The sequence below is a fragment of the Paenibacillus sp. MCAF9 genome (assembly GCF_052114265.1).
In the GTDB taxonomy this organism is placed as follows: domain Bacteria; phylum Bacillota; class Bacilli; order Paenibacillales; family Paenibacillaceae; genus Pristimantibacillus.
Genome location: NZ_JBFREL010000004.1, coordinates 159213 through 174572, shown reverse-complemented (window position 1 = coordinate 174572; position 15360 = coordinate 159213). Strand labels below are relative to the sequence as shown.

At 45.1% G+C, this 15360-nt stretch carries 14 protein-coding genes; 5 read left to right on the top strand and 9 right to left on the bottom strand.

Annotated elements, in window-relative coordinates:
* Window positions 1–75: 75 nt before the first annotated feature.
* Window positions 76–636 carry a GNAT family N-acetyltransferase gene (locus AB4Z45_RS08855; RefSeq protein ID WP_441908795.1) on the bottom strand — a complete coding sequence of 187 codons (561 nt, stop codon included), beginning with the start codon at window positions 634–636 and terminating at the stop codon, window positions 76–78.
* Between the two features lie 69 nt (window positions 637–705).
* Between AB4Z45_RS08855 and AB4Z45_RS08850 the strand changes: the two genes are divergently transcribed.
* Window positions 706–2940 carry a UvrD-helicase domain-containing protein gene (locus AB4Z45_RS08850; RefSeq protein ID WP_441908794.1) on the top strand — a complete coding sequence of 745 codons (2235 nt, stop codon included), beginning with the start codon at window positions 706–708 and terminating at the stop codon, window positions 2938–2940.
* An 18-nt stretch (window positions 2941–2958) separates the two neighbouring features.
* Complete coding sequence (locus AB4Z45_RS08845; RefSeq protein ID WP_441908793.1) at window positions 2959–3945, top strand: HD domain-containing phosphohydrolase; 987 nt, start codon at window positions 2959–2961, stop codon at window positions 3943–3945.
* 71 nt (window positions 3946–4016) lie between these two features.
* Here AB4Z45_RS08845 and AB4Z45_RS08840 read toward each other — a convergent pair whose 3' ends face one another.
* The 4 genes from AB4Z45_RS08840 to AB4Z45_RS08825 form a co-directional block, all read right to left on the bottom strand.
* Window positions 4017–4577, bottom strand: coding sequence for a GNAT family N-acetyltransferase (locus tag AB4Z45_RS08840; protein WP_441909079.1), 561 nt, complete (start codon window positions 4575–4577; stop codon window positions 4017–4019).
* Window positions 4578–4753: 176 nt separating this feature from the next.
* Window positions 4754–5635 (bottom strand): RNA polymerase sigma factor SigJ, encoded by an 882-nt coding sequence (sigJ, locus tag AB4Z45_RS08835; protein ID WP_441908792.1) that lies wholly within the window; start codon window positions 5633–5635, stop codon window positions 4754–4756.
* A gap of 37 nt (window positions 5636–5672) precedes the next feature.
* Complete coding sequence (locus AB4Z45_RS08830; RefSeq protein ID WP_441908791.1) at window positions 5673–6866, bottom strand: NAD(P)/FAD-dependent oxidoreductase; 1194 nt, start codon at window positions 6864–6866, stop codon at window positions 5673–5675.
* 60 nt (window positions 6867–6926) lie between these two features.
* Window positions 6927–7904: a phosphotransferase enzyme family protein gene (locus AB4Z45_RS08825; RefSeq protein ID WP_441908789.1), complete on the bottom strand. Its 978-nt coding sequence runs from the start codon at window positions 7902–7904 to the stop codon at window positions 6927–6929.
* Between the two features lie 244 nt (window positions 7905–8148).
* On the opposite strand from AB4Z45_RS08825, the gene AB4Z45_RS08820 reads away from it, so the two are divergent.
* On the top strand, window positions 8149–9177 hold the full coding sequence (locus AB4Z45_RS08820; protein ID WP_441908787.1) for a Leu/Phe/Val dehydrogenase: 1029 nt from the start codon (window positions 8149–8151) through the stop codon (window positions 9175–9177).
* Window positions 9178–9269: 92 nt separating this feature from the next.
* Here the strand turns inward: AB4Z45_RS08820 and AB4Z45_RS08815 are convergent, their stop codons facing one another.
* From AB4Z45_RS08815 to AB4Z45_RS08805, 3 genes are all read right to left on the bottom strand, one after another.
* The gene (locus AB4Z45_RS08815; protein ID WP_076268034.1) at window positions 9270–9773 is read right to left on the bottom strand and encodes a ferritin; all 504 of its coding nucleotides are present in this window, start codon (window positions 9771–9773) and stop codon (window positions 9270–9272) included.
* A gap of 93 nt (window positions 9774–9866) precedes the next feature.
* Window positions 9867–10088: a DUF1450 domain-containing protein gene (locus tag AB4Z45_RS08810; protein ID WP_076268035.1), complete on the bottom strand. Its 222-nt coding sequence runs from the start codon at window positions 10086–10088 to the stop codon at window positions 9867–9869.
* Between the two features lie 68 nt (window positions 10089–10156).
* Window positions 10157–11581: a S41 family peptidase gene (locus tag AB4Z45_RS08805; protein WP_441908785.1), complete on the bottom strand. Its 1425-nt coding sequence runs from the start codon at window positions 11579–11581 to the stop codon at window positions 10157–10159.
* 277 nt (window positions 11582–11858) lie between these two features.
* Here AB4Z45_RS08805 and AB4Z45_RS08800 point away from each other — a divergent pair, with 277 nt between their 5' ends.
* Entirely contained in the window at window positions 11859–12662 is an 804-nt protein-coding gene (locus AB4Z45_RS08800) for a Cof-type HAD-IIB family hydrolase (protein ID WP_441908784.1), read from the top strand.
* Window positions 12663–12685: 23 nt separating this feature from the next.
* Entirely contained in the window at window positions 12686–12871 is a 186-nt protein-coding gene (locus AB4Z45_RS08795) for a cysteine-rich CWC family protein (protein ID WP_441908782.1), read from the top strand.
* 58 nt (window positions 12872–12929) lie between these two features.
* On the opposite strand, the gene AB4Z45_RS08790 is transcribed toward AB4Z45_RS08795, so the two are convergent.
* The gene (locus AB4Z45_RS08790; RefSeq protein ID WP_441908781.1) at window positions 12930–15356 is read right to left on the bottom strand and encodes a bifunctional diguanylate cyclase/phosphodiesterase; all 2427 of its coding nucleotides are present in this window, start codon (window positions 15354–15356) and stop codon (window positions 12930–12932) included.
* Window positions 15357–15360: the final 4 nt, after the last annotated feature.

Genomic DNA, 15360 nt, shown 5'->3' with positions numbered 1-15360 from the left:
CTATTATAAATTACATATAACTCTCTCATCTTACCGCACAAACCCTTTTTATTCCATAATTAACTTATTGAACAATTACTTGATTTTTACCATTCGGATATAAGGACTTCCGCTCACTAAAATCGTACCATCCTCAGTAAAACCAAGCTTTTTGTAAATCGCATAAGCTCTCGTATTTTCTGGCTCTACAATCAGCGACAGCCTGCTGCATCCAGCCTCTTCACCCTTCTGTTCAAAAGCGCTAATTAGCGCCTTAGCTATGCCCTGCCCCTGATAACGTTCGGCGACTGCGATAGAATCCAAGTAAAAGTCGCCTCCTTGTGCCTCAACAGCAATCGTTTCATCCGCACGCACACCTTTATCTCGCCCAGGACGTGTAACAAATGGCACATCCAGCTCTGCAGCTCCATCGCCTGAATAGCTAATAAGCATTCCTGCAATGCCATCTTCTCTCCTATCGACAAGAACATGCTTATAGCTAATCCGATTGTCCTCGCGAACATAAAAATCGCCAAGGATGCGCTCTACTTCAGCATCATCCTCAGTTCCTGCCAAGGTGTAGGCAATATGGCCGATCGCAGATAGCAGCAGCGGCATTACTTCTTTTAAGTCTTCTTTCACAGCTTGTTCAATCATGATGTCATCCCTCATTCTTTTAATGTTCTGTTATAATAAGTGAATATTATTCTTAAAGGTGATGAAGTAGTGAGTCATGTCTATTATACATTTCCCATAGGCATTCGGAACAGTCAGGTTCCTTTTGCCGAGCAAGCAGAAGCCGAAACGAGCCTTCAGCTTGTTGATGCAAGCCAGAAGGATGCCGGCTTCTTCCGGTCTTTAGAGCAATTCGGCATATCACTCAATAGGCCTCAAATTGCCGCTGTTCGCCATAACAAAGGAGCAGCCCTAACGCTGGCAGGAGCAGGATCGGGCAAGACGTCAGTACTCGTATGCCGAACAGCTTATCTGCTTGCTGTGCAAGGCGCCTTGCCGCAGCATATTTTATTAATGACTTTTTCCAAAAAAGCAGCTGATGAAATGCGAAGCCGCATTCGCGCTCTTCCTGTGCTTAATCCGCAAGCAGCAAGCGGCGTAGAGGCTCGTACCTTTCATTCCTTCTGCCTCCAACTGCTGCGAGGGCGCGGCTATCGCCAAGGCATTTTGGGTGAAACCGGACAAAAGCATATTTTTTTCAAACGTCTGATGCGGGAGCTTTTGCTGCAAAACGAATATGAGCCCGAAACCATTCTTGCACAGCTCTCCGCCATTAAGCTGCAGATGATCAACATCGAAGACCTTCCCGCTTCTACAACGGAGGAAAGAGAGCTAAAGCTGCTTTTCACCCGTTATGAGCAGTGGAAGAAAGAGATGGATAAATTCGATTACGATGATTTGCTGCTTGAAGCGTACAAGCTTCTGAGGGACGACAAGGCGCTGCTTGCTACCCTTCAGCAGCGCTTTCAGTACATCATGATCGATGAATTCCAAGATACGAATCAGGTGCAATACGTGCTCGTCCAAATGCTTGCCGACAAGCATCGCAATCTTATGGTCGTCGGCGATGACGATCAGACGATCTATTCCTTCAACGGTGCAAAAAACGATTATATATTGAACTTCGAGCATCAATATCCAGGTGCAGCAACTTATGTACTGGATATTAACTACCGCTCAACGAGCACAATAGTCGGACTTGGCAATGCTATCATTCAATATAATAAGCTCCGCAAAGAGAAATCGCTCTTTGCTGTCAAGCCCAAAGGAGTTAGCCCCTCCTATGCACGGCTTAAGACGACGCAAGACGAGGCAAAGCTCATTACAGACACAATTAGCACTCAAATTGCTCAAGGCAATCGCTCCTTTGGCGATTTTGCTGTTTTATTCCGTACTGCGAGCAGCAGCAGGGCGCTCGTCGAGCTGCTTCTTACAAAGGAGCTTCCGTTTATCGACTTCGGCGACGGCCAGCTATTTTATGACCAGTGGGCGATAAAGCCGCTAGTTGCCCATCTGAGGCTTGCAATAGATCGCCGCAATTTCGATGCGATGGAAATTTTGCTGCCCTCGCTTTATGTCAATCGGGAACAGGCTATGGCTTTCATATGGAACCAAGACAAACAGCGTGCTAAGAAATGGCCGCTCATACATCTGCTTGAATTTCCGCAGATCAAAGAATTTCAGAAAGACAAAATCAAAGAACGCATCAAGCTTATTAAAGCGCTGGCCGAATTAAAGCCTGCTGAAGCTATTATGCAGCTTCGCCAATCCTTTTATGACCAATTTCTTGAAACGAGCAAGCGTCATGAAATGACGGAGCATAAGGAAGGTCTAAAGGAAGTGCTTGATGAGTTCGAGTCTGCGGCGAGCAGCTATGATAGCATCGAAGCTTTTCTGGCCTATATTGATGATATTACGGACAAGCATGCTGCCGTGCAGCAGCTTCAGAAGCATAATCATAACCGCAGTGCGATATCTTTGATGTCCATTCATAGATCCAAAGGACTTGAATTTCCTGTTGTATTCGTCATCGGTGCCTCAGAAGGCATTTTACCGCATAGCTCTGCATTAGCTGCGGATAAGCATAGTGACCGGAGCTCCATTCAAACGGGCGACAACGCACTGGCAGAAGCGCTGGAGGAAGAACGAAGACTCGCCTATGTTGCTGTTACTAGAGCCCAAGAGGAGTTGTATATCAGCTCCCCTGCTCTGTACCGGGGAAAACCGGCTGAACTATCCAGGTTCATTCGCTCTGCCTTTATGTCAGGTGAAGAAGAGGACGGTGATACAGAATCTGCTCTTGCATGGTTATGTACTAGCGATTCCTGCGAGGTATGGCAGCGTATTATTACGTACGAGGATTCGCAATCAGAGACTCGTGCTTGCCCATTATGCCAGTCTCCAATGGAGCAAGGCACAAAGATTTTGCCGAAGAAAAAGAAGTGAGGAGAAACGATTTGCAACATGAATGAACACCTAGTCCATTACCTTAAACTAGCTGATGCTGTGATCATCACAGATATAGAACATCATATTCTTGCAGTCAATCCGTCCTACGAGAAAATTACGGGCTACTCATCACTAGAAATAGCAGGGAAAAAAGCTGGCATCCTGCGAACATCCTATACGCCAAAGGAAACGCATGATCAGATGAAGCAAGCACTTAAACAAGGCTTGCCATGGTCAGGCGTACTAACAAATCGGCGAAGAGACAGCAGCATTTGGCATTCCTCCATTACCATAACACCTCTGCAAATCGCAGGGGTAACCTATTATATCGGTATTTTTCGTGAGCTGGAGAAGTTAAAGAGCGGCTTCTATTTACCAGAGGAGCGCATCGGCTCCATTCAAAGCTCGATGCTTAAGGTGCTCGCCATTTCTTGCGAAATTCGTGATCCGGGCATCGAGCAGCATCTCGTCCGTGTGCGGGATTTAACGGAACGGCTCACTCACTTCCATAATGAACGCATGCAATTATGCTGGACGGAGGAAGCCGTGAACCGCATTTCGCATGCGAGCATTTTGCACGATATCGGCAAATCAGGAATTCCGGAGGGCATTCTATATAAGCCGGGTCCGCTCGCTTATTACGAACGAAATATTGTTGAAATGCACACCCAAATCGGCGTTGATATCATTGATAAAATTTATGCTGAGCTTACAGATGATTTATTTAAGCTTGAGCTCGAAATGGGTAAAAATATTATTTTATACCATCATGAAAAATGGGACGGCACCGGCTACCCGCATCAGCTTGCCGGAGAAACCATTCCAATTGAAGCGCGTATCGTCAGCGTCGTTGATGTTTATGATGCATTGACCAGCACCCGTCCCTACAAAGAAAAATGGTCCGAAGAACGGGCGCTGGAATATATTAGCGAACAGCGCGGACTGCATTTTGACCCTGAGCTCGTTGACTCCTTCCTCGCGCTCCATTCTAACGAGATGTAGTTGCAAAAAAAAGCGCCAATCCCGAACATGGAATGAACCGTGTCCTCGATTGGCGCTTTATTTGTTTGTTTTTATGCTCCATATAGCGCGTCGAACTCATCCTCTAATATAGACATCGTAATGAGATCATGAAACTTCCCATCCATAAACAAAGCATCCCTCTCTACTCCCTCGCGATGAAATCCGATCTTCTCATACACATGGATGGCGCGCGGATTAAAGGCGTATACTCCGAGATGGATTCGGTGCAAGTTCAACTTATGAAAGCCGTATCTAAGCATGAGAAGCAGCGCTTCTGTACCATAACCTTTGCCGCGATGCTGCGTCCCTTGAATACCGATACGTATATTCGCGCTGCGATTGATCGTATCCATATCATTTAGTACAACCTCGCCAAGCAGCTCTCCTGTTTCCTTCAATATAATCATGGAGTCAAATCGGTCTTGGTTTATGACGCTAATTTTACGAATCCAAGCTTCGATTTCCTCACGTGTAAAAGCTTTTTGTGACCCTGTCAGCAGGTTCATCTCCGTATCTTGTAAAAAAGCTAAATAAGGCTCTATATCGGACTCCTTTGCTGGACGCAATAATACCGAATTCCCCTCAATAATGTGTTTAGCAAGTTGTGTCATCACGATAATCTCTCCTATTTTTACTCTCAGCATTAATAAATCAACTCATGATTTTCCTGTATATTATTTTGTGCGCAAAAATCCTTATACCTCTGAAGTACAGTGAAAATATCATCTTTGGCTTGTGCCGATTTTACAACGGTCTCGTCAATTAACTTCAAATGAAGACACCTCCCTCATGATGATCCGCCAGTATTCAATTCCAACAGTTTCAGCTTATCTGGATTTCTTACAATGTACAGATGAAGTGCGCCCCCCTGCACCACATGGAAAAGAGTAACCCCCTCGATTCCTTTATCTGATCGTAAAACAAGTCCCGTCTGACCGTTCAGTATTCTAAGCTCGGCTTTCAAACTGCCATCAGCAAGTGGTCCTTTTTGAACCAAACCGAATAGAAACCGAGAAACGTTTTCGCGTGTTTTAATAGGATGAATAGCAGCAGACACTTTGCCTCCGCCATCTGAAAGGAGTACAACCTCCTCTGCAAGCAGAGAAAGGACCTCCTTCACATTGCCCTCCGCAAGCTCCAATACAAAACGACGAACCCATTCTTCACCCGCAGGCTGCGCATGAACAGGTTCAGCTTCGGAAATCCCCATTTTGTCTCGCGCACGGCTCAGCAGCTTTCGACAATTGACTTCGCTTTTTTCTATTAGCTTTGCAATATCCGAATATTCGAAGCCCAGCGCTTCACGAAGCACAAATACAGCACGCTCCGAGGGGGTTAACCGTTCAAGCAAAACCAGCATTGCATAAGACAACAAATCGTGGTGAATAACGGCATCCAGTGCATCCGTCTCTTCTGTAATAATGGGTTCTGGGAGCCACGGCCCAACGTACCGCTCTCGCTGCTTTCGGGCAGACTTTAGCAAATCCAAGCTGCGGTTTGTCGCCATTTTGCACAAATAAGCCTTCGGCTCGGCTATGCTCTCTGGATCTATATCATATGCCTTCACGAAAACATCCTGCACGATATCTTCAGCGTCAGCAGCCGAACCCGTAAGCTGGTATGCGATTTTGAACAAAAGCGCTTTATATTGCAGGTAAAGCTCTTTCATTTCACCATCCCTCGTTTCATAACAAATGCTGCTTTTATCATTTTATGAGACTCGCATAATCCCAAGTCATTTTCCGAACCTTCCATCCAAGCTTCCCCGTAATGATAATGTCGAGGCCCCATTGCCTTGTCCATACCATTCCCCGCTCTGGCCCGAGACCAAAACAGAAAAAATCAATATAGCTCTTGTGTACAGGTGCAGAATGACCCATTATTTCTGCCGTTATGACTTTCCCCAGCCTATCTGCTTGCGCTGTCGCTTCCTTGCACGTCATCCTATCCTCAAGCCCGCTCACCGGGTCAACAATTTGAGCACAGTCGCCAATGCTATATATCCCAGATGCTTCTTTCACACGGTAATTAGCGTCCACAATGACTCGACCATCTGCAGTAAGCGGCAGCCCCATGCTTCTGAGCATCGGATTGGGCAGCAGGCCAAGCGTCCAAATACATAAGCCCACCTTTAAAATCCCACCATCCGATAAGAGAAGCTCCCCTTCCCTCTCACGAATAGCTTTGCGTCCGTGCAGAACGGTCACTCCGCTGCCCTTAAGCAAGCGCTCTAGCTTCATGCCAACCTTTGCCGGTCCCTCCTGAAATAACCTATCCTGCGCATTTAGCAAGTAGAGAATCACCTCTGACGGATCAAGTCCGAGTGCACTTGCTTCCTTACGCAAAGCGTAGACAAGCTCAGCAGATGATTCGATTCCGCTAATCCCCGCCCCTGCAACGGCAACAGTCATCCATCTTTGACGCTCAGCACGGCTTGTTTCCTTTACCGCTTTTCTCAAGTTTTCATGCCAATGCTCTCGAATATGAGCTGCGCTTGCGAGTCCAGTCAAGGCAATACCGCCCTGATCGGCATCGGGCTGACGAATAACGCTTCCAGCTGCCAAAATGAGAATATCGTATTTTAAATGCTGCTCGTGCCCGCTCTCATCTTGATACAATAACCGCTTATCTCTTTTTTCTATGGTCATTACCATTCCTTGAATAAATTCCACGCCATCTGGAAATAAGCTGCCAAAAGGAACAACAATATTATCATCATTAACAGCCGGCTTGAACAGCAATACCTTCCGAAGATGGTATGGCTGCTTATCAATCAGAATTAAACGGAGCTTCCCAGCTCCTAATTCCGGCTGCAATGTTTTTCGTATTGCCTTGAGGGCGTTAATGCCTGCATAACCGCCGCCAATAATGACACATGTTATTTCCTTTTTCTCTTTCATCTCCATCAGCTCCTGTGCATGTTTGCACATATAACGATAAGATGAGTTTTTTTGTGACATCTACACTAAATTTCTAAAATACTCCATCTTGCTGTCGATAAATCCGTCATCAAAATCAGCTGCTCCGATCAACTTAGATTCACTGAAGCATAAGCTAAAGAGCCATAGCTGTCTAAGCGCTACAAATATCGGAACCGCTTGAATATCATTTTCGCCTATAGATCTGATTTCTCTGTATCCGCAAATAAATGCATCCCAAAGACGTTCAACCTCTTCTTTATCGTGCCTGCTATGAATTTCTCTTGCCAGTCTAAATTCCGCAATGTCATAAGCTCGCCAGCCATAACCGCAAATATCAAAATCATAATGCGTCAATGTCCCATTTTCCGTAAAAGCGACATTCGTATTGCCATGCAAATCCCCATGACAAATTCCAAAGTCCAGCCCTGCTTCCAGATGAATGTTAAGCTGATCTTTTAAGCGCATAACCAGCTCATTTAGAAATTGATAATCCTCTTGCCGATTTTCCATGTGCTGCTTAATTATGCGAAGCGGATTGTCTATCAAATGCTCCAAATCGAGCTCTCCCCTTGTGTGCTCAGAGGTGAAATCGTCAGCAGCTTGATGAATTTGAGCAACGGAAGCGCCAAATAGACGACTGTCTTCTGGATGCTGCATTCGCTTTTCTTGACCATCTGCAAAACTAAACATTACCCCGTACTTTACACCCTCAGGGACCAAAAACTCATTAATAAATGTGCCGTCATTTTTCTCAATCGGTACGGACACGCTTATCCCTTTTGCATGAAGATCGTTTAATAAATCTAATTCAAAAGCAATCTCTGATTGGTTTCTCCGGTCCGCTCGGTACACTCTAAATATGTATTTGCCTTGCTCCGTCTCTAAAATATAAGTATCGTTCATCCCTCTCAGAAAATAGTGCAGACGAGCGGACTCATGAATGCCATAGTGGGCTTTAATATGCGACAATAACGCTTCGGTTGATAATAGCGAGTATGCTACAGGAAATAAATGCAAGGGTACCTCATCCTTTTTCATTATCTATTTTAAATCGTGAATCCATCCTAGTTGTTTGCAAATGATGAATCTATTCCATTCCACTATAACAAATTATTTGTGCCCGATCTGGTAGAGAATTACTATGATTAATTTTGCCCGCTTTATTGATGCGGCTTGGGACACATGACGTAGCTCATGATAGCAGCAATGAATACACTACATACAAGAAGCGCGACAGGCAGACCTCAAAGGAGGAATCCACTTGGATGTATGGAATCAAAGCTATGAGCAGCTCATCTTCCTCCAGGATCGTTCTATCGGTTTAAAGGCAATTATTGCAATAGACAGCACAAAGCTTGGTCCTTCCCTCGGCGGCTGCCGGTTTTGGCAATATGCCAGCGATGAAGCTGCTGTCCTCGATGCGCTGCGGCTAGCGCAGGGAATGACCTATAAATCAGCGATCTCAGGTTTGCCATTTGGCGGCGGCAAAGCTGTCATTCTAAGCCAGCCCGGTCAAAGCTCGCGGGAAATATTGTTTCGGGCGCTAGGCCAGCATATTCAAAACCTGCAAGGAAGCTATATTACCGGTATGGATCTGGGTACAGATGTTTCGGATATGGACTGGGTTCGCCTCGAGACACCCTATGTGACTGATGTATCAGGGTCGCTCGGAGCAGTAAATGATTTTACAGCTAAAATGACCGCATACGGCGTTTTCCTTGGCATTCAGGCCTCTCTCAAAACGGTTTACGGTTCCGAAAATATGCAGCAAAAAATCATTGCCGTTCAAGGATTAGGCAAAGTAGGCTATCAGCTATGCCGCTATTTGAAGCATGCGGGCGCAGAGCTCGTTGTAACGGACGTTGATTCAAAGCGGGTGAAGAAGGTTGTCGAGGAGTTTGGGGCAATTCCTTGCAAGCCAGATGTCATTATGCGCATACCTTGCGATGTCTTCTCGCCATGTGCCTTAGGCGGCATCCTAAATGATTTTACATTAGGCCAGCTGGACTGCAGCATTGTTGCTGGGGCAGCGAACAATCAATTAGCAGAAAGCCGCCATGGCGAGAAGCTTCATGAGCTTGGCATTTTGTATGCACCGGATTATGTGATTAACGCAGGCGGCATTATCGTAACCTCTGTTGAGCTTATTGGTGGGGATGCTGCGACAGCACAGCAAAAGGTTGAGAAAATAAATGGTACACTGATGAACGTATTTCAAGCAGCTGACGAACATGGAATTTCAACCGCAGCAGCAGCCAATCGAATTGTGGAGCAATTGCTTAAGGGCTGAATAACCACTCGATCGAAAAAAGGGGATGTATCGAAAGTAGATTTCTCTACTTCCGGCACATCCCCTTATTATTCATTATTGCGGTGTCCAGCTTAAACTGCTGGAGGAGTGAAGGAACGTCCAGCGAACTCAGCATCAAGCATATAGAATGCATTGCTATCCTTGTCGATGCGTTTCAGCTTATGGATAATGTTATCGAACAACGCCTCTTCTTCAACCTGCTCATCGATAAACCACTTGAGGAAGTTGATCGTTGCATGCTCGCGATCGTTGATCGCAAGGTCAGATAAATTATAGAAACGTTTTGTATTTTGCTGCTCATGTCCGTAGCCTTGCTCGAAAGTGTCCAAAATGGAAGAGTATTCGTTATTCGGCTCTCCAAGAGCAGACAGCGTAGCACGACGACCACGGTCATTCAGAAACTTGTATATTTTCATTGCATGAAACCGTTCTTCCTCAGCCTGTACAATGAAGAAGTTAGCGAAACCATCAAGACTTTCACCTGAACAGTAAGCCGCCATTGCCAGATACACATGCGCTGAATAAAATTCAAAATTCATCTGTTCATTTAATGCTTCTGCTAATCCATCATTCATGCTTATGCACCTCAGCTTTCCTAGATTGTACTTATTCTAACATAAAAATAAAGAACGGCAAATGCCGTTCTTGTTAATTTATTGAAATTTAAGCTACCCGATCATTTTTTTCAATCGCTTATAGAGCTTCTCTGCGGACGGCGCGCTAACCGTCTTCGACTTGACCACGACGAAGCACTCTAGCTTGCAGGTTTTGCAATCGCCAAGGCAATCACTTTTTTTCTGCTTAATATCCGGATATCGATTTTTCATCGCCTTATAAACCGGCTCCAAACCGTTCTTGAGATTCCGTTTGCAATACTTAATCTTCTTCATAAGATACACCCCGCAGCGCAACGAAGGATTTGCTTCCTACTTGATGATAATGATTATCATCCCCGTTGTCAACTGCCGTTTTTAAGAACCTCTAACCCTTTAATCAGCTGACTGTCCTCGCGTCCAAGCTTCTCGCGTAGACGCTCCAGCAGCTTATACCCCGTTTTGTCATTGAAACTGCCCGTAGCCTCCAGCTTCTCGGCTTTTTGGAACTTAGTTAATGCTGCTGCTGTTTGTTTATCGAACATTCCTTCTTGTCCTGTAGGAGAATAACCGAGCTCCTTCAGCATCATCTGCAGCGTCTTTACATCCTCGCCATAGCTGCCTATCTTCATATGTGTGCCAATCGCAAGCGGTCTTAGTTTCGTATATTCGGGAAGGGCTACTGCAAAATCCGGTGATACGCCTGTTTTGTTAATCCAAGTGCCGCCCGGCGTCTTCCACTGCGCTTCCGTTAAGCTTAAGACAGAACCGTCCTTAAACTGATTAAAAGCTTGTACAACACCTTTGCCATACGTTTTTTCACCGACAACGGTTGCTCCCGCTGATTCCTTTAACGCAGCCGTCAGCACCTCGCTCGCGCTTGCAGATTGTCCATTCACGAGTACTACAATCGGCACTTTCCATTCCTTCTTCTGATCAGATTTATACGAAATCGTTTGCCGCTCATTTTTGTAAACGACATTCAAAATAACCTTGTTTTTCGGTATAAGCCTGCTTGCAATCTTAATGGTTGGCTGCAGCAATCCACCGGGGTTGGATCGCATATCCAGCAGCAATCCTTTAAGCGGCTGCTTCGCCTGCAGCTCCGTAATTGCAGCTTCAAATTCATCCGCAGTTTTCTCAGCGAAACGGCTAATCGTTACATGCCCGATACCGCCTTCAAGAAGCTCAGACGTTACCGTATGTACTGGAATAGCTTCCCGCTTCAGCTTTAATGTAATCGGCTCAACTTGATTCGGGCGCTGAATCTGCAGCGAGACTGATGTTCCTTCCTTGCCTCTAACAAGGCCAAGCAGCTCCTCAAACGTCTTTCCAGCCAGCTTCTGATTATCTACCGAGAGAATGATATCGCCCGTCAGTAAGCCGCCTCGCTCGGCTGGAGCTCCCTTCGTGAGCCCGGTAATGATGAACATGCCTTCCTCTTCGCGCAATTCAGCACCAATTCCATATATTTCGCCCTCATAGGACTGGGTATAGGCACTGCCCTTTTCCTCAGCCAAATACCGGGAATACGGGTCCTCAAGCGAGCTAACCATGCCTGCAATTGCGCCATTAATCAGCTTCTTCGGCTCAGCTCCGTTTAAGTAGTCATTCATAATTTTGTTGTATGAAACCGTAAATTGCTTAAAGGTCGGCTCCTTGATCATCGGATACTGATTCCCCATCCAGAAAAACCCGATTGCAAAGCCAAGAGCAGTAAATACCACAGCTCCCATGACGCAGAGAGTCAGAAATCTTTGTTTTGCTGCCGCTGATGTAAAATAGTTCATCTGTTCATCTCCTCAAAAGTTATACGAAGTAAAACTTACTTCGTAAGCATAAACCCAGTTTTGTGAAGCAAAACTTACTTCGTAAGCATAAGCCTAGTCTTGAATGTCTGGATCATTTTAGCTACAATCAACCTAATCAAAGCGCAAACGGCCAACGCCGTCTTTGGCGGCGTATGCAATCGTTTCGCAGCGAAATATAAGCCTAGTTATACATGTGGAACTTATAACTTCTTATATTTTTAAATATAGAGAGCTGGAGAGGAGCTTCACCGCTAGTATGTATAAACTTATCGCGATTGATGTTGACGACACGTTATTAACGGATGACCTAACCGTAACGGAAGGCACGAAGCGTGCCATGGAAGCTGCTATTGCCCAAGGTGTAACGGTTACACTGGCAACAGGCCGCATGTTTGCTTCCGCTCAAAAAATTGCTAAGCAAATTGAACTCAATGTTCCTATTATTACCTATCAAGGGGCACTCGTCAAAACACTGCTTGATGGACAAGTCCTGTATGAAAGAAACGTACCGATTGATGCGGCTAAAGAGCTTCACGCATTCGCTGAGGAGAACGGCTTGCACCTGCAGCTTTACGTTGACGATGAGCTTTACAGTACTCATGACAATGACAAAATCAAAGCTTATTCTAAGCTTGCCAATATCCCTTACAAAATAGAGCCAGACTTCAACAAATTGCTCGACTTTCCGATGAACAAAATGCTTATTATCGATGATCCGGCTCGCCTCGATGAAATCGCTGAGCAGCTTAAGCCGCTAATCGGTGATCGCGTGCATATTACTAAATCCAAAGCGCACTATTTAGAGTTCTTGCATAAGGAAGGCACTAAAGGACATGCACTGAAATTTATGGCCGAGCATCTTGGCTGTACAATGGACCAAACAATCGCCCTTGGCGATGCATGGAATGATAATGAAATGATTATCGCTGCCGGACTTGGTGTAGCAATGGGCAACGCCATTCAATCTCTGAAGGACATTGCAGACTATGTAACGTTGTCGAATAACGAGGAAGGCGTTCGCCACGTTATTGAGAAATTTGTGCTTAACGTCACTGAATAACAAGCAAGGAGGCGACTGCATTCATGAATTGTCCCCTTTGCAATGGGCCAAACGATTGTGCTATGGAAGAAAACAATACAGCGAAAGATTGCTGGTGCTTCCAGAAATCATTTCCCAGCACGCTTCTAGAGACCGTTCCTGAAGAGCTCAAAAACAAAGCCTGCATCTGCCGAAATTGCTTAAGCAAAGCAGTTGAAGAACAAAATTAAGAAGCTGTCTCTGGAAGGTAATCACCTTTTAGAAACAGCTTCTTTTTTTAAAGTTTGCTTATCGCGCTGGCACAAAAAAACGTTCTTCCACAGCACTTGCAGACAACGGCTTGCTAAAATAATAGCCCTGAATCTTTCTGCACGAATTGTCCGTTAAAATATCCAGCTGATCCTTCGTTTCAATTCCCTCCGCAATAACTTCCATATTCAAATGCATAGCCATCGCAATGATCGTTGAAACGATCGCTCTATCATCGCTGTTATTTGTAATATCACGGATGAAGGAGCGATCTATTTTAACTTTTTGAATCGGGAACATTTTCAAATAACTGAGTGAGCTGTAGCCTGTCCCAAAATCATCTAAGCTAATGCGAATACCATATTCATTCAATTGATTCAAAATGCTGCTGGACAATGCAGCGTCCATCATCATGCTTTCTGTTATTTCCAGCTCTAAATACTTCGGCTCCAATCCCGTTTCCTGCAGTATAGCCATAATATAATCCGCAAGTTTAGGCTGATGGAATTGTTGCGAAGATAAGTTGACGGATATAGGGATAAGCGGCCCTCCCTGTACATGCCACATCCGCATTTGTTTGCAGGCTTCGCGCAGTACCCATGTTCCCATTTCATAAATGAGACCGGTCTCCTCCGCAAGCGGTATAAAGACGCCTGGACTTAGAAGTCCTCTAGTTGGATGCTGCCAGCGTACAAGCGCCTCCATCCCAATCATCGCACGATCCTCTGTTCGGATTTGCGGCTGGTAATGGAGCAGCAGTTCCCCTCGTTCGATCGCTTTTCGAAGATCGCCCTCTAATTCGATTTTTTCTTGCAGCACTCGGTCGAGCTCGCCAGTGAAAAATTGATAATCGTTTTTACCTTTTTTCTTCACTTCATACATCGCTGTATCGGCATTTTTGAGCAGCTGTACAGCATCCTGTCCATGGCTAGGGAACAGTGCAATTCCGATACTTGCGGATACATAAAAATCGCTGTCCTTTAATCGATACGGTGCTTGGATGCAGCTGATGATCTGTTCCGCTAACCGCTTAATCGTATCTTGCGTTTCATAATTGCGGCACAGCAGCGTAAACTCGTCTCCGCCCATGCGGGCAAGCATAACGTCTTGCCCTGCAATAGCTTGTTGAATGCGTCCGCTAACTTCCTGCAAAAACTGATCGCCGACCATATGCCCTAGTGAATCATTTATAATTTTAAAACGGTCGATATCAAGCACCATCACAGCAAAGTGCGAATCGCTTGTACTGCTCTGTTCAATGGTCTCAGCAATCGCTTGATTAAATTTGCGACGATTCGGCAAACCTGTCAATTCGTCATGAAAGGCTAAATGATTGACTTTCAGCTGCGCCCGCTTCTCAGCGGTTATATCTTTAAAAATAATATAGCTGCCTACTACTTCACCATCCACAACAACCGGTACATTAGCTACGTTGAGCTCAATTCTCATGCCGTCAGCACGGATGATGGCGGTTTCGTGATTCAAAGTCTCCCCCGCAAAGGATCTTTGAAACATTTGCTTCACACGTTCTTGATCTTCATGAACAATAATCCCGCTTAACGTGGATATCGATTGATGCATAACCTGCTTGCTGCTGAAACCGGTTATCTTCAAAGCATTCGTATTATGACTAGTCACACGGTAATGCAAATCAACAGACACGATGCCATCCTGACTATTTTCATACAAGGACTTGTACCATTTTTCATTTTGTTCAATTTCTGAGTCCTTATGGGCAAATCGCTTCGATATATAGATTCCAAACAAAGATAATCCAAGTGTAAAAAATATACCTAACGCAATAATGTAGGCCAGCCACGTTTGATCCAAAATAACGCCAAAAAACAAAGCAGTCTTATTGCTAGTATGAAAATTAGCTGCGACCATTCCTGTATAATGCATGCCAACTATCGCAGCCCCCATAATAGCGCCGCTTCCAAGCTTTTTCCACCATTGTCCTTTCTGTCTATCCTTACGGAAATAAAACGATAGCCAAAGAGCTGCAATGGATGCGACAAATGCGATAAGAATAGAGAGCATAACGATAATCGGATTATAGGTTATATGTATAAGCATTGCAGACATGCCAACATAGTGCATGATCGTAATGCCTGTGGCAAGCAATAATCCGCCAGCTAGCAATTGCGATCTCGAAAGTTCACTACGACCGACAACATACAGCGCAGTAAAAGCCGCTCCAATCGCTGCAATTACCGAGATAAGCACGATAACCAAATCATATTTTATAGGGAAAGGAAGCTTTAACGCGAGCATGCCGACAAAATGCATCGACCAGATTCCCATCCCCATAGAAGCCGCTCCAAACATCAGCCAGCTTAGCTTTGTGCTTCCTTTGGAGGTACTCACTCTTCCTGCAAGATCCAGTGCTGTATATGAAGCCATGACTGCTATAATATAAGAGAAAATAACTAATAAACTATCATAGGTTCCATGAACATGCTCCATTAAA